Annotated in this window: 17 protein-coding genes; 16 read left to right on the top strand and 1 reads right to left on the bottom strand. The window is 39.6% G+C overall.

The window, feature by feature from the left end:
• Positions 1–13: 13 nt before the first annotated feature.
• From JYB65_RS05955 to JYB65_RS05945, 3 genes are all read left to right on the top strand, one after another.
• Positions 14–196 (top strand): hypothetical protein, encoded by a 183-nt coding sequence (locus JYB65_RS05955; protein ID WP_206581671.1) that lies wholly within the window; start codon positions 14–16, stop codon positions 194–196.
• A gap of 529 nt (positions 197–725) precedes the next feature.
• Positions 726–4,169 (top strand): pyruvate carboxylase, encoded by a 3,444-nt coding sequence (locus tag JYB65_RS05950; RefSeq protein ID WP_206581670.1) that lies wholly within the window; start codon positions 726–728, stop codon positions 4,167–4,169.
• 128 nt (positions 4,170–4,297) lie between these two features.
• Positions 4,298–5,749, top strand: a complete 1,452-nt coding sequence (locus JYB65_RS05945; RefSeq protein ID WP_206581669.1) for an aminotransferase class I/II-fold pyridoxal phosphate-dependent enzyme — start codon at positions 4,298–4,300, stop codon at positions 5,747–5,749.
• Positions 5,750–5,943: 194 nt separating this feature from the next.
• Here JYB65_RS05945 and gdhA read toward each other — a convergent pair whose 3' ends face one another.
• Positions 5,944–7,290 carry an NADP-specific glutamate dehydrogenase gene (gene gdhA, locus JYB65_RS05940; protein ID WP_206581668.1) on the bottom strand — a complete coding sequence of 449 codons (1,347 nt, stop codon included), beginning with the start codon at positions 7,288–7,290 and terminating at the stop codon, positions 5,944–5,946.
• Positions 7,291–7,724: 434 nt separating this feature from the next.
• Here gdhA and JYB65_RS05935 point away from each other — a divergent pair, with 434 nt between their 5' ends.
• The 13 genes from JYB65_RS05935 to JYB65_RS15100 all read left to right on the top strand — a co-directional run bounded on the left by JYB65_RS05935 (position 7,725) and on the right by JYB65_RS15100 (position 24,642).
• A complete protein-coding gene (locus JYB65_RS05935) occupies positions 7,725–12,596 on the top strand; it encodes a nicotinate-nicotinamide nucleotide adenylyltransferase (protein WP_206581667.1) in 4,872 nt (1,623 codons plus the stop codon).
• Positions 12,597–12,642: 46 nt separating this feature from the next.
• Positions 12,643–13,635, top strand: coding sequence for a lactate dehydrogenase (locus JYB65_RS05930; protein WP_206581666.1), 993 nt, complete (start codon positions 12,643–12,645; stop codon positions 13,633–13,635).
• Positions 13,636–13,699: 64 nt separating this feature from the next.
• A complete protein-coding gene (locus JYB65_RS05925; protein WP_206581665.1) occupies positions 13,700–14,779 on the top strand; it encodes a flavodoxin family protein in 1,080 nt (359 codons plus the stop codon).
• A 274-nt stretch (positions 14,780–15,053) separates the two neighbouring features.
• The gene (gene mgtE, locus JYB65_RS05920) at positions 15,054–16,430 is read left to right on the top strand and encodes a magnesium transporter (RefSeq protein WP_245156578.1); all 1,377 of its coding nucleotides are present in this window, start codon (positions 15,054–15,056) and stop codon (positions 16,428–16,430) included.
• An 8-nt stretch (positions 16,431–16,438) separates the two neighbouring features.
• Positions 16,439–17,290 (top strand): NAD(P)H-hydrate dehydratase, encoded by an 852-nt coding sequence (locus tag JYB65_RS05915; protein ID WP_206581664.1) that lies wholly within the window; start codon positions 16,439–16,441, stop codon positions 17,288–17,290.
• A 44-nt stretch (positions 17,291–17,334) separates the two neighbouring features.
• Entirely contained in the window at positions 17,335–17,697 is a 363-nt protein-coding gene (locus JYB65_RS05910; protein ID WP_206581663.1) for a type II toxin-antitoxin system PemK/MazF family toxin, read from the top strand.
• Positions 17,698–17,808: 111 nt separating this feature from the next.
• The gene (locus tag JYB65_RS05905; RefSeq protein ID WP_206581662.1) at positions 17,809–18,207 is read left to right on the top strand and encodes a hypothetical protein; all 399 of its coding nucleotides are present in this window, start codon (positions 17,809–17,811) and stop codon (positions 18,205–18,207) included.
• Positions 18,208–18,223: 16 nt separating this feature from the next.
• Positions 18,224–20,431: a DUF5693 family protein gene (locus JYB65_RS05900; RefSeq protein WP_206581661.1), complete on the top strand. Its 2,208-nt coding sequence runs from the start codon at positions 18,224–18,226 to the stop codon at positions 20,429–20,431.
• Entirely contained in the window at positions 20,431–21,528 is a 1,098-nt protein-coding gene (gene csaB / locus JYB65_RS05895; RefSeq protein ID WP_206581660.1) for a polysaccharide pyruvyl transferase CsaB, read from the top strand. Before JYB65_RS05900 ends, csaB begins: the two co-directional genes overlap by 1 nt.
• Positions 21,528–22,292 carry a WecB/TagA/CpsF family glycosyltransferase gene (locus tag JYB65_RS05890; RefSeq protein WP_206581659.1) on the top strand — a complete coding sequence of 255 codons (765 nt, stop codon included), beginning with the start codon at positions 21,528–21,530 and terminating at the stop codon, positions 22,290–22,292. Before csaB ends, JYB65_RS05890 begins: the two co-directional genes overlap by 1 nt.
• A 24-nt stretch (positions 22,293–22,316) precedes the next feature.
• Positions 22,317–23,141 (top strand): transketolase, encoded by an 825-nt coding sequence (locus tag JYB65_RS05885; RefSeq protein WP_342366624.1) that lies wholly within the window; start codon positions 22,317–22,319, stop codon positions 23,139–23,141.
• Positions 23,141–24,067, top strand: a complete 927-nt coding sequence (locus JYB65_RS05880) for a transketolase family protein (RefSeq protein WP_206581657.1) — start codon at positions 23,141–23,143, stop codon at positions 24,065–24,067. Before JYB65_RS05885 ends, JYB65_RS05880 begins: the two co-directional genes overlap by 1 nt.
• A 98-nt stretch (positions 24,068–24,165) precedes the next feature.
• On the top strand, positions 24,166–24,642 hold the full coding sequence (locus tag JYB65_RS15100) for a protease complex subunit PrcB family protein (RefSeq protein WP_206581656.1): 477 nt from the start codon (positions 24,166–24,168) through the stop codon (positions 24,640–24,642).
• Positions 24,643–24,882 lie beyond the last annotated feature (240 nt).

Genomic DNA, 24,882 nt, shown 5'->3' with positions numbered 1-24,882 from the left:
GGAAGGGGACTGCATGCGCTTAGACCTCATAAAAGTCATCATAGGCTTCTGGGCTTTTATCCTGGGAGCTATGGTTATGGCCAAAGTCTTGGGTCTAGCGGGAGATAACAAAGCCTTGATTATTCTTGTTTTTGCAGCAGCTCTAATCTACATAATGGTTCAAGCATTAAAATCAAAGAAGAAGGGCTCTCGTTAGTCCATAGGGGTCAGATAGAAAAGGTCTGATCCTTATTTATGGTTTTTGTATTCGTGATAAGTGGCTTATTAATGAAGGATTTGAACACTCCTGAAGTGATTGCAAGTCTAATATGGCGATATTTAAGTAGGTTACTTTATAGGACGAGTATTAAAATAAAAGAAGATTTATATAAAGAAATTCTTAAAAAGTAATTTTTGCAAATTTAAGGGTAAAATATCTGTTGTCATATCATAGAAAATAATTATAGCAATATACACAAAAACGATAAGGCTATTCATAAATATACATTGACAAAGGAATATTTTATTCCTTATAATTAGATACAATAAGTGCATATATTGTGTAAAAACACAAAAGCGGTACGTAAATTCAGGGATAAAGTTAGCGCTATTGTGATAAAACACAAAATCATTTTCAAAAAAATGAAATGGAATATTATAGATAAAATCTATAATAACCCGTTGATACAATATTAAATAAAAGAAGTAAAAAAGTTATTGAGTTGTTTGTTATAAGGAGAATTATGATGCAGCAAAAGTTTAAAAGAGTCTTGGTTGCAAATAGAGGTGAAATAGCAATCAGAGTGTTCAGAGCCTGTAAAGAACTGGGTATCCGAACAGTAGCAATTTATTCAGAAGAGGATAAAAATTCGTTGTTCCGAACAAAAGCAGATGAAGCATATCAGGTAGGAAAAGGCAAATCACCTGTCGATGCTTACCTCAGCATAAATGAAATTATTGAATTAGCTAAAGCGAAAGGTGTGGAAGCCATTCACCCAGGCTATGGATTCCTTTCTGAAAATGTAGAATTTGCAAGAAAGTGTGAAGAAGCGGGGATCATATTTATTGGACCTACTCATGAGATGATGGATCGTCTTGGCGATAAAATAAAGTCCAAGATCGTAGCGCATGAAGTGGGTGTACCGACGATTCCTGGCGTTGAAAAGGCTATTGCAAGCGAAGAAGAAGCGCAGAAGTTTGCCGATGACTGCGGCTACCCTGTCATGCTCAAAGCAGCAGCCGGCGGTGGTGGAAGAGGTATGCGTATCGTTCGAACTGCAGGCGAATTAATTAATGAATATAGAAGTGCCAAGAGCGAAGCCAAAAAAGCGTTTGGTATTGATGACATCTTTATTGAAAAATATCTGGAAAATCCGAAGCATATCGAAGTACAGGTATTTGGCGATAACTATGGAAACCTTATACACTTATATGAAAGAGACTGTTCCATTCAGAGAAGACACCAAAAGGTAATTGAATTTACTCCGGCTATCAGTATTACAAAGGAGCAGCGTGAAAATATTTGTCAGGATGCACTTCGAATTGCCAGAGCGGTAAATTACAGAAGTGCAGGTACGGTAGAATTCCTTGTAGATAAAAGTGGAAACCATTACTTTATAGAAATGAACCCAAGAATCCAGGTAGAACATACGGTAACAGAAATGGTGACAGGTGTTGACCTTGTTCAGTCACAGATTTTGGCTGCCGAAGGGTATGCCTTGGATTCTGATAAGCTGAATATTAAGAGCCAAGCGGATATTAAGCCAAGAGGTTTTGCCATTCAGTGCAGAATCACAACCGAAGATCCGGCGAATGGTTTTGCACCGGACAACGGCGTAATCGATGTGTATCGTACCGGTTCCGGATTCGGTATTCGTTTGGACGGCGGCAATGGTTATACCGGAGCTCAGATTACACCTTACTATGACAGCTTGCTTGTAAAGGTGACTTCATGGGCCAGAACCTTTGACGATGCCATTGCAAAGTCTATCAGAGCGCTTGATGAAGTAAAGATTAAGGGTGTAAAGACCAATATTGGATTTATCCTAAATGTGTTAAATCACGAGACGTTTAGAAAAGGATTATGCGATACAGGATTCATCAGCAACCATCCGGATTTATTAGATATTGTACATGGTCCGGATACAGAATTGAAGATTCTTACATTCCTTGGAAATAAGATTGTCAATGAAACAAAGGGTGAAAAACCGCAGTTTGACGTTCCTATATTCCCTCGAATCAAACCGGAAGAAATCAGCAGTTTAAGAGGAACAAAGCAGATTCTGGATGAAGAAGGTCCTGAAAAATTAGCGCATTGGATCAATACGCAGAAGAAACTTTTGCTGACGGACACAACGATGAGAGATGCGCAGCAGTCCTTGATGGCGACCAGAGTCCGAACAATCGACATGGAAAAGATTGCACCGGCTGTTGCTCTTTATGGAAAGGACTTGTTCTCACTGGAAATGTGGGGGGGAGCTACGTTCGATACCTCTTACAGATTCTTAAAGGAATCTCCATGGGAAAGACTTGCTACGCTAAGAGAGAAGATTCCGAATATCTTATTCCAGATGCTGATCAGAGGTGCCAATGCGGTTGGCTACAAGAACTATCCTGATAACGTTATTCGTGAATTCGTTAAAGAATCTGCACAATCCGGCATTGACGTATTCCGTATTTTTGACTCTCTAAACTGGATTCAAGGTATGGAAGTTGCCATGGATGAGGTCATCAAGCAAGGAAAAGTTGCAGAAGCTTGTATCTGTTATACAGGTGACATCCTAGATGAATCAAGAGAAAAATATAACTTAAATTACTATATTAATATGGCCAAGGAGCTTGAAAAGAGAGGTGCTCATATCTTAGGTATTAAGGATATGTCCGGTCTCCTTAAGCCAATGGCTGCGAAGAAGCTGATTGAAAATCTAAAGAATGAAATCAGTATTCCGGTTCACCTTCATACGCACGATACAAGCGGAAACGGAGGTGCAACGAACTTAATGGCGGCACTTGCAGGTGTTGACATTGTAGATACCTCCTTCAACAGTATGGCTGGATTAACCAGTCAGCCTGCGTTAAATTCCGTCGTTGCTGCTATGGAAAATACCGGCAGAGAAACAGGAATTGAGTTAGACGGTATCCAAAAGATTTCGACTTATTGGAATGCAGTAAGACCGGTATATGAAGGCTTTGAATCGGACTTAAAGGTAAGTACTGCTGAAATTTATAAATATGAAATCCCTGGCGGGCAATATTCAAATCTTAAGCCGCAGGTTGAGAGCTTCGGCCTTGGCCACAAGTTTGAGGAAGTTAAGGAAATGTACAAAACCGTAAATGACATGCTTGGTGATATCGTAAAGGTAACGCCGTCTTCAAAGGCTGTAGGTGATATGGCAATCTTTATGGTACAAAACGGATTAACTCCTGAAAACATCTATGAGAAGGCAGCAGATATTGACTTCCCGGATTCAATCGTATCTTACTTTGAAGGTATGATGGGCCAGCCGCAGGGTGGCTTCCCTGAAAAGCTTCAGAAGCTTGTGTTAAAAGGTAAGGAGCCTATCATTTGCAGACCAGGTGAATTATTACCACCGGAAGATTTCGAGGAAATAAAGAAGACGTTAAAAAGCAAATTTGGCTTAGAAGGTACTATGCAAGAAGCCTTGAGCTATGCCCTATACCCTAAAGTATTCGAGGACTACTTAAAGAGCCTTAAAGCTGAGGGAGACTTTAGATTGATGGGCAGTGACATATTCTTCCACGGTCTTGCAGAAGGAGAAACTTGCGAAGTAAAGATTGCCGCAGGTAAAGAACTGATCATTAAGCTGGTTGAAGTAAAGTCTGCTGATTTAGAAGGACTAAGGGAATGTGTATTCGAAGTGAACGGAAACAGACGATCCGTTCGAATCAAGGATAAGGATCTACAACTAATGGGCAGTTTCAGAGAATCCATTGCAATGGCTGACCCTGATGATCCGAGTGATATCGGTGCAAACATTCCGGGAAATATCTTAAAAGTTCTTGTAAAAGAAGGGGATACCGTAGAGGAAAAGCAGCCGGTTGCAGTTGTTGAAGCAATGAAAATGGAAACCAACATCTTAGCTCCTGTAAAAGGCGTGGTTGAAAAAATTCACGTCAAAGAAGGAGAACAAGTGAAGGCCGGACAATTGATTGTAAAGCTAAAACAGTAGTTTGACAATCACACAGCCATAAATAGGTATTCCATGATAATCTTTAATAAAAACTTATAATAAATAACTTTGAGAGAAGACTCGCCTTTCGGTGAGTTTTTCTCTTGCAATAAAAGGAGAGACTTGTTATGGATCAAAACAGAACCCCAATTTTTGAAGCGATAACAAAATATATCGAAAAGAACCCTGCCTATTTTCGTATTCCAGGACATCGATTTGAGCGCGGGATAAACAAGCGATGGAAAGATGCAGTGGGGGAGAATATTTTTAAATATGATCTGACGGAAGCTTCTATGCTGGATGATCTGCACAATCCGGAAGGTACAATAAAAGAAGCTCAGGATTTGGCGAGTGAGGTATTTGGCGCAGAACATAGCTATTTTTTGGTCAATGGAACAACCTGCGGAAACGAAGCGATGATTATGACGACAGCTTTTCAGGGAGATCAAATAGCAATACCCAGAAATGCACATAAGTCTGCGCTGATGGGGTTGATCATCGGAGGAGCAGAACCGTTATATATTATGCCGGAGCTTTCAGAAGAATGGGGGATTCAAGGCGGAATAAGACCGGAAAAAGTGGAAGAACTATTTCAGAAGAATCCAAATTGCAAAGGAATACTGGTGGTCAATCCAACTTACTATGGAATTTGCAGTGATCTGGAAGGTATCGCAGCCGTTTGCCACAAATACGGGGCGACGTTACTCGTGGATGAAGCGCATGGTGCACATCTTTATTTTTCGGAGCAATTGCCCAAGGGGGCTATAGAGCAAGGGGCGGATATGTGCGCCCAGAGTATTCACAAAGTAACCGGATCTTTGACGCAAAGTTCCATGCTACACGTAAAGTCAAAGCTGGTGGATGTTGAAAAGCTCGAAGCCAATCTTCACATTGTTCAAAGTACGAGTCCTTCTTATTTATTAATGACTTCATTGGATATGGCAAGACAAGATCTAGCTATCAATGGACGTAACATGATCGATCATGCGGTGAACCTTGCGGAATATGCCCGAACAGAAATCAATAAAATCGATGGAATGGTTTGCTTGGGCAAAGAGGTAATCGGTTCCAACGGAATCAAGGATGTTGATTTGACCCGGCTTATTATCAGCGGCAAAAGCTTAGGCATTACCGGATTTGAATTAGCTCAGTTACTTGAAGATGAATACAATGTGGATATGGAGTTATCTGATTACATCAACGTTCTTGCTATTGTAACCTATGCCAATACAATGGAAGATATGGAACGGCTTGTTGAAGCCTTAAGAAAGATCGCGGCAAAAAGAAAGAACGGAGTAGTTATTTCAAACGAAATCTTTTTACCCGAACAGCCGGACTATGTAATTTCACCAAGGCAAGCTTATTTTTCTAAAAGTAAAATAGTTTCTTGGGAAGAAGCGAAAGGAAAAATCGCAGCAGAAATGATTGCACCCTATCCGCCGGGAATTCCTGTTATTTATCCGGGAGAGCGAATGACAAATCAAGTGTGGGAATATGTTGAGAGCTATCGTATTCGAAAAAGACATCTTCATGGTCCTGCCGATAAAGAATTAAAGACCTTTAAAATAATAGAGGAATAAAAATAGACTGTCTCAGTAAACTTATTTAAGCCAGCCAATGCTCACAGGTTCGTTTTCAGAATGAATCTTTTAATAAATTTCGTTCTCTGCTTTCAGATAGAAGAGCAAACTCGCTATTTTTTAAAAGTGGCAAATAAATAGAGCGTATCAAATGATACGCTCTATTTTTAAAATCTAAAGATTTATTATTTAGTTTATACTAAACCCTGTTCCATCATAGCCTGAGCAACCTTTTCGAAACCAGCGATGTTAGCGCCAGCAACTAGGTCATACTTGCCATAGTATTTCTTGGAAGCATCAGCACAAGCCTGGTGGATATGAACCATGATGCCGTGAAGCTGTTCATAAACCTGTTCAGCTGTTAATACAGTGTGACCTGCATTCTGTCCCATTTCGATACAAGAAGTAGCAACGCCACCAGCGTTAGCAGCCTTAGAAGGTCCAACGATGATTCCGCCTTCCTGCATGATCTTGATAGCTTCGTTTGTGGAAGACATGTTTGAACCTTCGCAAACGAACTTAACTTTTCTTTCTACGAAAGATCTTGCATCATCTTCTCTGATTTCATTCTGAGTAGCGCAAGGGATATATAAGTCAGCAGTAACTTCCCAAGGCTTCTTGCCAGCGAAGAACTTAGCTCCAGGGAACTTGTCTGCATAAGGTGCGCAGATGTTCTTTCCGGAAGATCTTAAATCAAGAAGGAAAGCAATCTTTTCATCTGTGTTGATTCCATCTTCATCAAGGATGTATCCGTCTGGACCGGAGATAGTGATTAACTTAGCCCCTAAATCTCTTAATTTGATAGCTGTACCCCAAGATACGTTACCGAAACCGGAGATAGAAACAACTTTACCCTTCATGGATTCGCCGTTAGCCTTTAACATTTCTTCAGCATACCAGGAGATACCGAAGCCAGTAGCTTCTGCTCTACCTAAGCAACCACCGAAAGTTAGACCCTTACCAGTTAAAACGCCTTCATATCTGTCTACGATTCTCTTGTACTGTCCGAAAAGGAAACCGATTTCTCTTCCGCCAACACCGATATCTCCAGCAGGAACGTCAGTGTTAGGTCCGATATGTCTATATAATTCAGTCATAAATGCCTGACAGAATCTCATAACTTCAGCATCTGACTTTCCGTTAGGATCAAAGTCAGAACCACCCTTACCGCCACCGATAGGAAGTCCAGTTAAGCTGTTCTTGAAAATCTGTTCAAATCCTAAGAATTTAACGATTCCAGGGTATACGTTTGCAGCAAATCTTAAACCACCTTTGTAAGGTCCGATTGCACTGTTAAACTGATATCTGTAACCTTTGTTAACCTGTACTTTACCAGCATCGTCAACCCATACTACTCTGAAAGTAACGCCTCTTTCAGGCTCAGTTAATCTTTCAAGAAGGGCAGCTTCTTCGTATTCAGGGTGCTGCTCAATTACAGGTGTTAAAGAATGTAATACTTCTTCAACTGTCTGATGGAATTCAACTTCGCCAGGGTTCTTTTGCTTGCATAATTCTATGCATCTCTCAACATAATTTGACATTTTTTTCTCCTCTTTCATATTATAATGTTTACAATAATATAAGCACTCAACTTAGTTTCAATATAGCACTTTGTAAAAATCTAGTCAACAAAATAAAGGACAAAATAGAAAGTTATAATATTCAGAAAAAACATATAATTTGAGAATATTCAACCTTCTGAAAGCCTTGTATTATCTAACATTGCGTATATTCGCCGATTTATAAAATGCGACACAGCTTTTCGCAGAATGACCAATCGTTTACTGTAGAATTTGCGCAAAATCAGTCTATATACAACTGGTATTAATTTGTTGGATAAATGGCCTTCTCGAACAACAAACTAATACCAGTTGTTGTATATACATATAATAAGTAGAAATCAGTATAAAAAAGTGATAAAATATTTATTATGAATATTTATTAAAAACTATGTATAGAGACAAGGGGTGAAGCAATGCCTAAAAAAGTTATCAAATTCATATATAAAGAACTGGAACAAGCACTGACAGACAAAGCGTTTCTGAAAGAATTGGGCATATCGAAAAAATTTATGACGGAATTGTTGTCCGTTAATGATTGGGAAGCAAACATAGCGTATTTATTAGATCTAGATGAAATAACATGTGTGGAACTTCTCAAGGTAAGTACCCAGACTATTCAAGCGATAGACACAGAGCCTCTTGAAGGCTGGCTGGAATATATAAAAAATTATACGATAGAAGCTTTATTCCCAGGAGGGAAAGTGATTATTCGAAAAAAGGGGATGCTGCTTTACCTGAAGATCTTGAGGGTTTTTATAGCGTTCCAACAGGAGCGACGTGCGTTTGATCCTACATTAAATATTAAGTTTTTAACGGGAGAGGAATTGCGTGAGTGCAAATCTAAGGCGGAGTATAAACTATTTCTTGAATTTTGGGATTCCAATTATATCTACGAATTCATGTTTATCTTTAAAGAACTCACTTCTTTTGATACCTTAGGACATATCAGCGGTGTTCATTTTACGGCAATGCATGTCGCAAGACAGTTGAAGCAATTAAATGTGCCAATTGATCTGGCGCTTGTTTCCGGTGCGGCAGCAGGACATGATCTGGGTAAGTTCGGTTGCAAACCAAACGAATACGCCAGAATTCCATATTTGCATTATTATTATACGGATCAACTTTTTAAGAATAATAATATGTTAACGATCGGGCATATTGCGACGAACCATTCAACGTGGGATTTGGAACTTGAAAACTTATCGGCGGAATCATTGATCTTGATTTATGCCGATTTTCGGGTGAAAAGCAGCCGCGACGAAAATAAAAAGGAAATTGTTAATTTTTATACGTTAAAAGAGTCGTTTGATGTGATCCTCAACAAACTGGATAATGTAGATGAAAAAAAACGCGAGCGGTATGTTCGAGTTTATTCAAAACTGAAAGACTTTGAAGATTATATGGAGAGTCTTGGTATATCGACTGATTTAGATTCGGAGCAAATAAGATTGGTTGAAAAACATCCTGTCAGTTTATTTAGTGTGCAGGAAGCGATTCAGCGCTTTAAGTATTTAGCTATTGAGCACAATATTGCTTTGATGAATAAATTTAATGATGAGACCTCTTTTGCTAATTTATTGGAAGCAGCCAGAAGTGAAAAACAATGGAAGAGTATTCGAGCTTATTTGAATATATTTAGCGAATATTCCACCTACATGACTCAAAAACAGAAACTTGTAACCTTAAATTTTCTTTATGAATTACTGATGCATCGAGAGGGAGATATTCGGCGGCAAGCAGGAACCTTGATGGCCAATATTATCGTGAAATATGATGAAGAATATAGAAAAGAATTACCTGAAAATGCCAAGGTTATTCCCCAGGAAATTACTTCAATGGATTTATGGTCGAAATTTTTAGGTGAAATCATATTTCCCGATTATAAGTTGACGGATCAACACCGCAGGTGGATTGGTTATAGCTTAATGACTATCCTGAATACCATCTTATCAAGATGTAAGGATGATACAGAAAAGCGTAAATATCTTAAGAATCTCTTCGAGTATTTTGAAGACACGACCGTTGATGATCTAACAGCATTTACCTTGCTGGGGGCGATATTAACGATTCCGCTTCATTTATGCAGTTGTTCAGAAATTGAAAATTTAATGAAATTTGCTTCTGAATTATCCAAGAGAGAACCGCTGGAAATCAAAATCGGGGCGTTAAGATTTGTCAAATATGTTGTAACCGACACAAGCTGTACGAAGTTGTTGGAAGAGATTAGAGGGCATGTACTGGAACTCATGAGTCATGTAAATGAAGACTTGGTAGGAGTGTCCTATTTAAAATATAAAATATTGATGAGTCTTGGCAGTTCAGAGGAAGAATGTGAAACGTATCATTCCATGTTGTATCAAACCAAGCAGATGGAATCCGATCTTTATTTGGAGAATTTAAAAGTGGGTACGCCTTGGGTAATCAAAGCAGTCAATATTGAATTCTTGCTGGATAAGCTGCGTCTGAAAATTTATGATGAAAAACTTCATATTGCAACGCATTTGTCTAATTTGATTAAAGTCAGTGAACGAGTAACCGTAAGGCATATTGCAGGGAATGGTCTGATTTCCATGATACAGCTGCTATCCCTTGATCAGCGAAATGAAATCGTGATTGAACTTACCAAAGGATTGGAAATAGGAGAATATCAGTTTTCAAAATATGTCCCGGAATATTTGGGGGAACTTGCGCTATACCTTCATCCAAGAGAACTGGATGAGTTTATTAAGGAGCTAAAGAATCTTCAGAACAGCACCAATAGCAAAGTCGGTTCAGTTACATTAGATACAATAGGAGTAATGATAAAAAAGTACTCTTCTTATCGGGGACGATTTGAAGAAAGCTTGGAAGGTTATGAAAAAAGAAGAGAAGTGATGCTGGGTATTCTTTTGAGAGGCCTTGCCAATTATGATGAAATCGTCAGTCAGGAAGCTTTTCTGGTAATCGGACAAAGTATTTTTGGATGCGATGAATTATCGTTAGAAGATAAGAAGGTTATTTTTGAAATTATCCATAAGAAGATGCTTACCTTGATCGCCGATCAAGGTGAAAATGAGCTGGCCTTTTTTAATAGTGCGGCAGCATTAAATCACCTTTATCGATTTATTTCGGATTATTTGATAAAAATGGGAACCTTTGATATAGAAGATAATCATAAAATTGCTTTCTTCCCGGGAACGTTTGACCCATTTTCATTGAGTCATAAGGGCATAGTGAGAGAGATTAAGAAACTTGGATTTGAAGTTTATTTAGCCATTGATGAATTTTCATGGTCAAAAAAGACACAGCCCAGATTGATTCGAAAGCAGATTGCGAGCATGTCAATTGCCAATGAAAGAGGTGTTTATATTTTTCCGGATGACATTCCGATTAATATTGCCAACAATAAAGATTTGAAGCGGTTGTCCGAAATTTTTGCAGGGAAAGAACTTTATATGGTAGTGGGAAGTGATGTGATTGTGAACGCTTCTTCCTATCGAAATCCGCTTTCTGAATATTCCATTCACCGCATGAATCATTTGGTTTTTATGCGGACGAGCGATGAGCAAGGGCAAATTGAAAGCAATGATTTAAGTTTTCGCTATAAAAATATAGTAGGAAATATTATTGAATTGAAACTTCCGATGCATTTGGAGGATATCAGTTCAACTCGAATTCGTGAGAATATAGACAGTGATCGAGATATTTCAAATTTGATTGATCCGATCGCTCAAAATTATATTTATGAAAACAGTTTATATTTGAGAGAACCACAATATAAGAGCGTGATGCAATCAAAATCTATTAATTTTTATGTGATTCCAAGAGCCAACGTGGGTTTATTTAATGATCTGAAGGATATTATCGGAAATACGCCGGAGCTGCTTACAAAACTAAAGAAGTATATATCGGAACGAAAAGTAAGCTCTATTATTATACGGGACGGCAGCAAAAATAACAAAGCTGTTGCCATTTCATTGTTTCATGAGATTGATACCGTAAATTTGTATGACGAATTTAAAAATATTGACTTGGCATCATATATTCGGGAAACAACTTCTGGTAAAATTATGGTATTGGGAGGGCTTTACGTAAGTGACAACACCAATTTAAGAGACTTATACCAAATCGTGTTGACGGAGACGCTTGCCTATTGTTTAAGCAAAGATTTTACCTATGCGATCTACCATGCTGTCTTACCACAGTTTAATTTGGAGCAATCTTTAGAAACCGATGATACGCTGAAAAGGCAAGGGTTTATTCAAATTAGTGAAACAGCTCAGGGCAATCCTGTTTACACCGTTGATATGAAACGGCCGATTGCCTTGTTTGAGAATATGGAAATGAGAATAAAAAGTCCCTTTAATACCAATGAAAAAATATTGAATGTCATCCATAAAGCGCATAGAGATATGCAAAAGTCGTTAACGGAATTATATAAAGGGACCCTTGTTTTATCCTTTAATTCCGGCGTGATGCATCATAAACTGGTTGAGATGATCACCAAGTCGAACGGCGTTCCACGGGAAGCAACGAGGGACCGAAAAATGGGGCCTTTTATGTGTGTCCCATTTGGAAAAATATTGGACGGTAAGGCTGTTCCGAATACAGTTACCAAAACACTTCATACCGAAAAAATATTTGATCCGATGATTCGGAAATTCAAAATTAAAGAATATCCTTACTATTCGCCTCTAGATAATCAAATCCGAACCATTCAATCGTTTGACAAGCCGATATTATTGGTGGATGACCTGCTTCATAAGGGATATCGAATAAAGGAGCTCGATCCGATTCTGAAAGAAAACGAAATTGAGGTGGAAAAAATCATTGTTGGCGTATTGTCCGGCAGAGGAAAAGATTTAATGTCGATTCAGAATCGACATGTAGATAGTGCTTATTTTATTCCAAATCTCAGAACATGGTTTGTGGACGAATCCATGTATCCCTTTATTGGTGGGGATGGTGTGGAACGGGAATATTATTCGAATGCGAATTTACTTCCTTCGATTAATTTGATTCTGCCCTATACGGCACCCACTTTCTTAAGTAATGAGGATCGAAAGGCAGTATTTAATTTTTCTCTTACATGTTTAAAGAACGCAAGAAATATATTGAAGGCACTGGAAGAGGAATTTCAGCAAACTTTTGAACGAAATCTGACGTTGAGCAGGCTTAGCGAAGCAATCATTTCTCCCCGCTATCCCGATAAAGGGCTTTGCGTAAGTTATGATGAGAATTTGGCTCCATCTGTATATATATCAAATGATATTGAAAAGTTAATGAGATTGAGAAATATGATTTAAAGACTATTGAATTCTTTTTAAGACAGCCTGATAAGGAGAAGAAGCAATGCATAAGTTAAGTGACTTGAGTGAAAAGTATAAATCGGAAGGATATCTACCTTTTAATATAAAAGGAAAAAAAAGAGTCAATCTGTTGGCTCTCGGTGATGTCGGGGGAATGCTTCTAACAGGATTGAAGCTCTTAGGAAGCGATGTGATTTCGGAAATAGGAATCTGTGATATCAACGAAAATGTGGCTATGCGGTATGAGATGGAGATGAATCAAATTGTCTTCCCCTTTGAACCGGAAAAATTACCGGATGTAAAAATGGTGAAGCCGGAAGCTTTATTTGATTGCGATGTATTTGTGTTTTGTGCTTCAAAAGGAGTTCCGGAAGTTGGCACGGAAGTTCGGGATGTAAGGATGATTCAGTTTGAAGGCAATAAAGCTATCGTGGAACAGTATGCCAGATTGGCAGCGGAGAAAAAGTTTAAAGGATTATTTGCGATTGTTTCGGACCCGGTGGACCCTTTGTGCAAAGCCGCATATTTGGCTTCCAATCGCGAAGAGCAGGGCCATTATCATTGGAATGGTCTTTGTGCGCAGCAATTCCAGGGCTATGGTCTGGGTGTCATGAACAGCAGAGCCATATATTTCGCTAAAAAAGAGGAACGGTATAAACAATACCTGAAAGAAGGAAGAGCGTTTGGTCCTCACGGAGAAGATTTAGTGATTGCCAACAGCATTGAACACTATAATCAAGAGCTTTCCGACGAATTAACGAAACTCACGGTGGAGTCCAATAGGGTAACCCGGCAGTTGGGATTTAAGCCTTATATTGCTCCTGCGCTGTCTTCCGGAGCCATTTCCATCCTGCTGACGATGAGAGGCGATTGGCATTACAGTTCCAATTATATCGGATTTCAAACAGAGGGAGCCTTTATGGGGGCCTTGAACAGGATGACCAAAGAAGGTCTGGAATGGGAAGATTTAAATTTGCCGGAGTCTTTGTTTTATCGAATAAAACGAGCCTATGACAGGTTGCAAGATATTATTTAAGGGAAAACGGAATAAAGATAATCAAAGACAGCTTTTGTATGCTTTGTTTGACGGGGGTGAGCACATGAGTGAGAATAGAGCTGAATTACTGTTGATCAAGCCGTATTGCAGGGAAAAAGCAAAAACAGGAAGGCTGACCGCTATTTTAGAAAAGAGTTTGGAAGGACACACTTTTGACACCATCAATACCGTAGAAGAATTTGAGGAATACGATTTAAAAAATAAACGGATTTTATTCGCCGTATCCCTCGGGCAATCCGGAATTAATTTGGAATGGTATGGGATCTTGAAGAAGATAAGAACCTCAGGGAGTTGCTTTGAGGGGAGTATCGGAGGTATTATCGTAGACGGAAACAGTGAGCTTTATACAAAAGCTTTTGCCAGGGAACTCGTTTTAAGTGCTAATATGTCAGGTTGTACCTTTGTCGGAAGGCCTCTTGTAGAAGGAACCCATTCTCTTGACAATTTTAATATTGTCGCAAAGAATTTATCCACGGACAATATGGGGGCCTATATTGAGTCAGGCAGACAATTAATAAAGAGAGTTATGGCATTTCAACCGGTTAAAAAGGAACAACCGTCTGTCTTGATGCTCCACGCGAGCAATTATGAAACGTCAAATACGTTGAGCCTATGGAATAATATCAAACAGAGATTGGAAGTTTCCTGCGATATTCATGAGATTTCTTTGAGGAATGGAGAAGTTTGGGACTGCATGGGGTGTCAATATAATACTTGTCTGCATTTCGGTGAAAAAGGGAGATGTTTTTATGGCGGAATTATTTCAGAGCAAGTCTACCCGGCTATTCTAGAGGCAGATGCCCTTCTTTTGGTCTGTCCTAATTATAATGATGCAGTCAGTGCGAACATTGCAGCATTTATTAACAGACTGACGGCACTTTTTAGAACAAGGCGCTTTTATGACAAAGCGTTGTTTGCGATCGTAGTATCCGGCTACAGCGGCAGTGACCTTGTTGCACAACAGCTCATCGGTTCGCTGAATATGAATAAATCTTTCTATTTGCCGGGCCGTTTTACCATGATGGAAACGGCAAATAATCCGGGTACGATATTAGAGGTGGAAAATATTGATATTCGAGCGAAAGCGTTTTCTAAAAATATTTTGGGCTATCTAAAAAAATAATAAGTCGAAAAGCGGTAAAGGGTTGCAATTAAACCTCTAAATGAGGTATAATTTATCAGTTATGAACAAAAAATATTGTAGATTGGAATCTTAATTTAACCACAAAAAATGAAAGAGGATGAAAGGAAGTGAAAACTGTGGAGAATGGTCCGAGTCCTATACGGAACAATAGTTACATGAGAATAATGCAGGTGAATTCACAGTTTTTGCTGATTGAGTAAAACTCATGATATAAACTTGGAATTCACCCAAAAAAGAAAAGAGGTGCTTTCCAATGGAACAAGAAAAGACATTCGGAGAAATGCTGGAAGAAATTTTGGCACTTCTTCAAGAAAAAAAGTATGGAAAGGCTAGAGATATTTTGCTTCAAAATAATGAAGTGGATATAGCCGAAATATTAGAAGAAATAATGGAAAATTTAGGAGTAGAAAAAACCGTTATCATTTTCAGAACTTTGCCTAAAAGCGTTTCTGTTGAGGTTTTTTCCTATCTCCCTATTGATGATCAATTAGAATTAATTCATGTTATTACCGATAAAGAAATCAAATTTATCATGGATGAGCTTGCTTTCGATGATATGATTGACGTATTGGAAGAATTGCCTGCTAATGTAGTGGACAAGATTCTGGAAAAGACATCGAAAGATGAAAGAAAGTTAATCAACACCTTTCTAAACTATCCGGATAACTGCGCAGGCAGTCTGATGACACCTGATTATATTAGTTTGCAGAAAAATATGACCGTCGCTGAGGCATTAGCCTATATTAAAAAAGAAGGAATGGATAGTGAGACGGTATATACCTGTTACGTAAAAGATAATGGACGGAAATTGCTTGGCATTGTTTCCTTAAGAAACCTTGTGATTTCTGAGGATAATCTTCAAATAGACGAATTGATGCATGAGGATTTTGTCAGTGTAAACGTGTATGATGACCGGGAAAAAGTTTCGGAAACATTTAGGAAGTACGGTTTCCTCGCTATACCGGTAGTCGATAAGGAAGAACGCCTGGTTGGCATCATTACGGTCGACGATATTTTGGACGTCATTGAAGAAGAAACAACCGAAGATATTGAAAGAATGGCCGGCGTTATTGACCATTCCGATAAAGAATATTTAGATATGAGCGTATTTCACCATGTGAAATCGAGAATTCCGTGGCTGTTCGTGCTAATGTGTTCCTATGTCATTACAGGCGGTATTATTGCCAGTTTTCAGGATATGCTGTCCAGCGTTATTAGTTTGGTAGCCTATATGCCAATGCTGATGGGTACCGGAGGAAACTCAGGCTCACAATCAGCGACCTTGATTATACGTGGAATGTCCGTGGATGAGCTGGAGCTATCTGATTTTGGACGCGTTTTATGGAAAGAGGTTCGTGTCAGTATTATTGTAGGAGTAATTTTAAGCTCGCTGAATTTTGCCAGAATCTGCTGGCTTGACGGTCAGGGGCCTTGGGTTGCTTTAACGGTATGCGGAGCTATGTTAGTCATTGTCATAGCGGCAAAGGTGATTGGAAGCATGCTCCCGATGTTGGCTAAAAAGATCGGTATTGACCCTGCGCTCATGGCAACACCGATGATATCCTCACTTACGGATATGGTTTCTGTTGTAACGTATTTCTTAATGGCGTCTGTTATTTTAGGAATTTAAATAAAAAAATGAAGAATCAAGGTTTAATTACAGAAGAATATGTAAATACTGTAATCAAGAGACGAAAAAGGGACATACATAAAGGCGATTGTGGTAAAGTTCTCTTGATTGCGGGGTCCTTTGGGATGGCAGGTGCTGCTGTTCTGTGCGGATGGGGGGCTCTTAGAAGCGGTGCCGGTCTGGTTCGAATAGCGGTACCCGAAGAGCTTTTTACAATCATTCAGGTTAGCGTACCTGAAGCTACCTGTATTCCAAGAACGTCTCTGAATATGGACTTGCGGCAATATGACGCGATTGCGGTGGGCCCGGGACTAGGGGAGGATTCGAATAATGCAGAGTTGATTAAAACCATATTGGCTGGATATGATAAAACGTTGGTATTGGATGCGGACGGGCTCAATCAAATTTCGCACAGTCATTTATTTGAACAATTGAAGAAGGCAGCTTGCAAGGTTATTATTACACCGCATATCGGTGAAGCAGCCCGACTCCTTCAAATAAGGCCATCTGAGGCAAAAAAGATGGAAAGACAGGAACTGGCGGAACATTTGGTTCAAGCAACGAATGCAATAGTAGTTTTAAAAGGGGAAGGTACTATTGTGGCAATGCCAAACAGTGATTCATATACTAATACTACAGGTAATCCAGGCATGGCAACCGGAGGCTCAGGAGATGTCCTTACAGGAATCATTACAGCCTTAGCGGGTCAGGGCCTCGAGCCTGAGGATGCAGCCAAGGCAGGCGTTTATATTCATGGCCTTGCAGGCGATTTAGGAACAGAAAGCTTTGGGGAATATGGCTTGGTTGCTAGGGATATAGCAAGCATGAGTGCTTTGGCTATTAAAAAAATAATGGGATAAAATGATAAAAGAGATTAACTGAATAATGATGGAGAGTGAGTGACTTGTTAGTTAAAAAAGGCGACATTTATTTCGCAGATCTAAGTCCGGTCATAGGCTCTGAACAGGGGGGTATAAGACCCGTTCTTGTCGTACAAAATGATGTGGGCAACAAATACAGTCCTACGATAATCGTAGCAGCTGTTACTTCACAGCTGAATAAAGCAAAGCTGCCTACACACGTTGAAATAGATGCTAAAGATAATGGATTAAGTAAGAAATCGGTGGTTTTACTCGAACAGCTCAGAACAATTGATAAAAAAAGACTGAAAGAGAGAATCGGAACCATAGATGAAGAACTTCTTCCTAATGTAAATGAGGCATTGACCGTTAGTTTAGGAATTGCGCAAAACCCTACTATGACTTAAGTGCGATAATTAAAATATAGATATCCGCCACGTTTTAACGTGGTGGATAGTTTTAAGAAATAAAATAAGAAGAAATCAGAAGTAGATACAAGAGACAAATCGGAGGTACATATGAAAAAAAGCATGATTTTAACTGTAGTAACCGTTTTGACATTGGTATTGGGAATCACAGTTGCCGTGGCTGCAACGAGTGACCCTGGTTCAGAAACGGACCCAATCGTGACAAAAAGCTACGTAGATAGTAAATCTTCCTATACCCCTATCAGTTTGACGCCGGGGCAAAAACTAATTGGCGGTGTCGGTACGGAAGTCATTTTACGAAGCGGAGAAGCAACGGCCATCGGAAATAGCTCCAATGGTGTTTCAGATATCACGGCGGGAACTGATTTAATGACCGGACAGGCGGTGGGATTAAATCATTTATTGTTGATTCCCCGTGAAGATGGGAGAGGAATCACAGCAACAACCGATATATGGGTAATGGTTAGAGGGGTATATAGCATACAGTAGTTTAAAGGAGTTACATATGAGGTTATTTTTTAGGGAAAACAAGTTCTTGATTATTGCACTTTGTATTTTTACACTTGTTTCAGGGGTTTCCATCGGCAATCGATTTGCCATTGAACAAAATAATAAAACGTACGATATCGTCGCAGATTATAATGAAATTAATTTGATGGCGGATCAGACCCATAAAGCGGTGTCTTATTGGCTGAAGCAATTTCGGGACCAGCTGAATATCACGAAGATAGGTGTTTTAGAGGAAAGTATTTCGAGCTTAATGGAAGACGACTCCAATATGCATGTCAGCGGTAAAGTGATGGATCAAGTGATGCAGGAAGCCAACTGGGAAAAGGATTATCCGCAAGCGTTTATTGATGCGTTGGACAAGCATGGATACGATAAATACGATGTACTTATTAAAATGGGAACACAGGAAGCTGTTGATTTTGTACTTCCTGCCATCCAACAGCGTTTCGAAAAAGATAAATATTTTACGATTGAGCTGAATGGAGAGGCCTATGCCGTGATCGACGGTAATTCGAAGAACGCCCTATATAAAGAACCTTATAAACTGATGGATTCAAGAAAAGGTGGATTTTCACAGAAAACAGAAGTGATCGGTTCTAAAATCATGTACATAAGTTTGGGTTTATTGCCGGAGAAAGTAGCGACGGTTCAAAACCTGGGTATGGAAGTCGTTCCAAGAACGTTGTGCTATGATGGATTTAATGGCGATAAATATGCAAAAGCAGTCGTGGCCGGCTATAAGCAATATGGTATTGTGCCGGAATATTTAATTGCAGGCGGCGATAGTGTCATTGGGCATGATGACGGAATCCAATTCGCTGAAAAATACATAAACGAAAACCATATTAAGCTTGGCTTAATTGAAAATACAACACAGCTTCAGAATATCCTACAGTATGGTGTAGAAGACATTGCAAAAGATAATGACTATAATGCGGTTCGTGTATTCTCGGTTTGGGATTATATTCAGTATCGATACCAATTTTACGGATATGAAGGCGCTAAAGAAATTGAAAATACTCTTTTCAGATCTGTTACAGAGAGAAACATAAGAGTTATTTATTACAAGCCTATTAAAGAAAATAAAGACTTGTTTACATATGTAACGGATATGGGTGAATACAAGGAAATGTTCCAGAATCTTGAGAAGCGGTTAGCCAATGAAGGATTCACTTATGGTTCGGCTTCTACTATGAAGAACTATGAAGTAAGTACTGTTCTGAAACTTTTGATGTCCTTCGGTTGTGTGGCAGGAACGCTATTGCTTCTTCGTGCCTTTACGCCAATAAGGAGAAGAGAAACACTGGTTCTTGGAGGATTAGGAGTACTAGGTGCACTGGCTGCATCCTATGTGATTCCCAATACGTTTGAAATCCTGTTGAGCTTCTCGGCAGCAGTGATTTTTGCCTGCTTAGCCGTCACCCTGTTCACCAGGTTAAGTAAAGAATTTAGCAATAGATTGAAACCGGATACGCCATTGCTTAAAATCGTTCAGTTAGCTGGACTAACCTTAATCGCATGCGTATTGGTAGCCATGATGGGGGCGATGATGACTGCAGCTCCTATTTCTTCTACAAAATACATGCTGGAAATTGATGTGTTTAGAGGAGTAAAGCTGGCACAATTGCTGCCAATCGCCTATTTCGGTGTAATTTATCTGGCATACTACGGATATAACTCGTCGAAGAAAACAGCCACGACTTTAGAAGTTCGGGATATAAGGGAACTGCTGAATACAACGATCAAAGTATGGATGCTTATCTTAGGAGCTATCATGGCAGGAGTGGGGTATTACTATATCGCAAGAACCGGACATGAGACAGCCGTTGAGGTATCCAGTATAGAAATGCTGTTTAGAAATTATTTGGAAGATACACTGATTGCGAGACCTCGCAATAAGGAATTTTTATTTGCGTTCCCCGCAATCATGATGATGGTCTATTCTTCTGTCAGAAAGTATCCATTATGGCCGGTTATTTTCGGATTGGCAGGTGTGATCGGCATGACTTCGGTTGTGAATACGTTTATGCATATCAGAACGCCGCTCTATTTAGGCTTTGCGAGAACAGGCTATTCGCTGGTATTTGGTCTGGTCGTGGGAATAGTAGGTATTTTGGTATTTGAAGGAATACATCATTTTTACATTAAACGGTGGGTTCCGTTTATACAAAGCTATGCAAAAAAGGAAGAGGCAGGTAATTAATGTATAGGATTCTAATTTCAGGATATTATGGTTTTAATAATATCGGGGATGAATCAATCCTGCGAGCAGTAGTCGATAATTTACAAGATCGGCTTGAAGATATTGACATCACAGTGCTTTCTCAAGATCCTGTATCGACTGGTGAAAAATATGGGGTCAAGTCTGTCAATAGAAAATCTGTGAAGAGTATTATTCGCGCCGTAAGGCAGTGTGATTTGCTGATAAGCGGCGGCGGAAGTTTGCTTCAGGATGTGACCAGCAAAAAGAGCATCATTTATTATTTGCTGATCATGTGGATGGCACAATTTTTTCGCAAAAATATTTTTATCTATAGTCAGGGCATCGGTCCGATTAACTCTGCAGTGAATAGAAAATTGACCGCAAGAACTCTATCGAATGTAAGCGGAATCGTTGTTCGGGATGAGGCCTCCAAGGAATTTCTTGCTGAAATCGGTCTTCCTCGAAATAAAATTGCGGTTACAGCAGATCCCGTTCTGAGAATTAAGCCTGCTCCATTGGAGATGGGAGAAAAAATATTATCAGAGGAAGGGATTGAGATCAGCAGAGAAAAATTAACGGTGGGGTTTGCGATACGTGAACGCAAGCAGGACAGTGAGTTTATTGATGAACTATGTATTGCTGTAGAGAGGCTCGTGGAAGAGTATGATGCGCAGATTGTTTTAATCCCGTTTCACTATTCAGAGGACGTAACGGTGATTGATGAATTGGAGCGCAGGCTGGGTAATATGGTATGTTCAATCAAACACAAATATCTTACCGATGAGATGCTGAGCATTATCGGCAACATGGATGTACTTATCGGAGTACGCCTGCATGCATTAATTCATGCTGCTATTATGGATGTGCCGATGATCGCTATTTCTTATGATCCAAAAATTAATTCTTTTATGAAATCTATAGGGATGAAAGCCATGTGCTCCATCTACGATTTTAACAATGAAGATTTTATGGATGAATTTAATAAAACAATGATCAATAAAGAAGTGCTAAAAAAAAGGGTACAAGAAAAAGTAGGCCTGTTGAATCAAGCACTGGATACAAATGAACAGATGATAAAAGAACTAATGGTGAAGTAATGGGACAGAATAAAAGAATCAGGATTTTAGATGTGCCTGTGGATATGGTAAATAATAAACAGGCAATGGAAATATTTGAAGGGTTGATGGAACTTCCGGGCTGCAGCTTAATTGTTACACCAAATTCGGAAATTATTATGAATGCAACGAAGGATACCGAGCTGAAAATGTTAATTGAAGAAGCCGGTTTGATTATTCCGGATGGAATCGGACTTGTGTATGCATCCAAAATCATAAAAGAACCTTTAAGTGAAAGAGTGACGGGGGTAGATTTCTTAAACAGTATTTTAGCTTATCTGGAGAAGACCGGAAAATCGATTTATCTGCTCGGCAGCAAACCGGCCAACGCAGAAAGCGCTTCTGTAGCGGAACTGGCAGCTCAAAATATGCAAATCAAGTATCCGAACCTCAAGATCGCCGGAACACATGACGGTTATTTTAAAAAAGAGGAAGAGGCCGCATTGGTGGACGAGATCAATGAATCCGGCGCAGAGTTTTTGTGCGTTGCCCTTGGTGCGCCAAAACAGGAAAAGTTTATTTATGAACATAGAGATGAATTCAAACATGTTTGCGCCGGCATAGGTGTTGGCGGAAGCCTTGACGTATGGGCAGGAACAGTAAAGCGGGCACCAAAATTTTATCAGGATCATGGATTGGAATGGCTGTACCGCTTTGTAAAGGAACCAAGCAGATATAAGAGAATGGCGCAATTGCCATTGTTTATGGTAAAAGTCTTAACAACGGCTAAGAATAGCAGTGTATAGAAAAGCTTAAGGAATAAGGAGGAATTGAAAATGGCATATCCAGAATTAGAACAGATGGCAAATAATATCAGAATTGATATCATAAGAGCTGTCCATGCTGCAGGCTCGGGGCATCCGGGCGGATCATTATCAGCAACAGATATCGTTACCGCATTATATTTTCGTGAAATGAATATAGATCCTGAAAACCCGAAGATGGGTCAACGAGATAAATTTATCCTTTCAAAGGGCCATGCAGGTCCTGTACTGTATTCAGCATTAGCAGAAAAGGGGTTTTTCCCGAAAGAAGATTTATTGACATTTCGAAAACTTGGCTCCAAGCTTCAAGGACATCCGGACATGAAAAAAGTGCCGGGGGTAGAGATGTCAACCGGTTCCCTTGGACAGGGATTTTCTGTTGCAGTCGGTATGGCTCTTGCAAACCGATTGGATGAAAGCGAAGGAAGAATTTATGTATTGCTTGGAGACGGAGAACTTCAAGAGGGTATTGTGTGGGAAGCAACAATGGCTGCAGCTCACTATGGACTGGATAATCTGACTGCGATCGTTGACTGGAACGGACTTCAGATTGATGGTAAGAATGATGATGTAATCACCGTTTCTCCGGTAGATGAGAAATTTAAGAGCTTTGGATGGAATGTGATCTGCATCGATGGGCATAATTTTGAAGAGATTATCAGTGCATTCAATAAAGCGCGAAACTTCAGCGGCAAGCCTACGGTAATTATCGCAAAGACGATCAAGGGCAAAGGTGTTTCTTTTATGGAAGATATTGCCGGGTGGCATGGAAAAGCACCAAGTGATGAAGAAGCAAAGAACGCAGTAAAAGAATTGGGAGGTGTATGGTAATGGCAGATAAGATTGCAACTAGGCAGGCGTATGGTCAGGTTCTTATAGAACTGGGAGAGAAATATGACAATTTAGTAGTAATGGATGCAGACCTTTCAAAATCTACGATGACAGCAGACTTTGGGAAGACGTTTCCGGAACGATTTTTTAATATGGGTATTGCAGAACAGAATCTTTATGGCACGGCAACAGGTTTTGCGATGTCGGGAAAGATTGTTTGTGCCAGTACTTTTGCGATGTTTGCGGCTGGGAGGGCGTTTGAAATTATCCGTAATTCCATCGGTTATCCCCATGCTAACGTAAAAGTTTGTGCAACCCATGCAGGGATTACGGTCGGTGAAGACGGGGCATCCCATCAGACTTTTGAAGATATCGCTTTGATGAGAACCATTCCGGGAATGACCGTTATCAATCCGGGAGATGCTGTGTCTGCAAAAGAGCTGATAAGACAGGCTGTTGCGTTCCAAGGACCAGCATATATCCGATTGGGGAGAGCTGCTGTTCCGGTGCTTTATGATGAAAATTCTACGATAGAAATCGGAAAAGGCAACTGTGTACGACAAGGTAAGGATTATACCATCATCGCAACCGGCATATTATTGAATGAGGCGATGATGGCAGCAGAAACTTTAGCATCGGAAGGTTTTGACGTGAGAGTCATTGACATGCATACCATCAAACCGATTGATAAGGATATCATCATTAAAGCAGCTACGGAAACAAAAGGAATTGTCACTGCAGAAGAACATTCTGTGATCGGCGGGTTAGGAGCTGCGGTTGCAGAAGTCGTTTGCCAGCATGCTCCTGTGAAGATGGCGATGGTCGGACAAAAAGATACCTTTGGCGAGTCAGGAAAACCGGATGAACTGAAGAAAAAGTATGGAATGACGGCAGAGGATATTGTTGCTGCTGTGAAAAGCCTGTAGGCTTTGTCTAAAAATATAATATTTACATGCATATTTAACTCCCTTCGAGAATAAATTTCTATATCATATGAGATTTACGGGCGAAGGGAGTTTTGATTGTGAGCGAGAGAAATATTTTAAAGAAGCTGCATAGGCCGAGCAAAAAGGGTTGGATAATAATTGCCCTTATCATAGTAATTTTGTTAATGGCTATGTTAGCGGTGCACCAGTTCAGAGGTGATGAGGCTGTGGATTTTAAGGTACTGGGTGATAAAGATATACCACAGGACATTGTTGGGCAGGTTATTCCTGAGTATAGGGATTTAGAAAGGGCACTTGCCTGTGTCGTTGGCGATAAAGTATATGTGTTAGTGTCGAGAGGTGAGAAACCTACCTCCGGATTTGACGTAAGAATTGAAAAAATGGTAATTGAGGAACAAGACGGAGTATCCAATCTTGCCGTTTATGCTAATTTTTCAGATCCTGAACCGGGAACGGCTCTTACCCAAATTTTGACTTATCCTCTACAGGTTGCAGAGACTTCATTGAAAGAGTTGCCCGATCAAATAGAACTACGAGTTCAATATAAACAATAGCAGAGGCAAAACCGAAAAAGTCTTGTGATAGTATTTGATCTGACAAAACATTTGTTGATTTTAAACAAATAACCATAAAAAAGTTATGAATATTTACAAAAAACTATTGACGGTTACCTTATTATTGTGTATGATAACAACTAAATAAAAGTAAATATTGAAAACCGTTGAAGCGGAGATAAAAATAAATCGTGCACTTACAGAGAGCTTGGGCAGCTGGAATCCAGGCAGAACGCAGTT

Source organism: Clostridium aminobutyricum, from assembly GCF_017255415.1.
In the GTDB taxonomy this organism is placed as follows: domain Bacteria; phylum Bacillota; class Clostridia; order Peptostreptococcales; family Anaerovoracaceae; genus Aminipila; species Aminipila aminobutyrica.
This window is presented reverse-complemented; position numbering and strand designations above follow the sequence as displayed.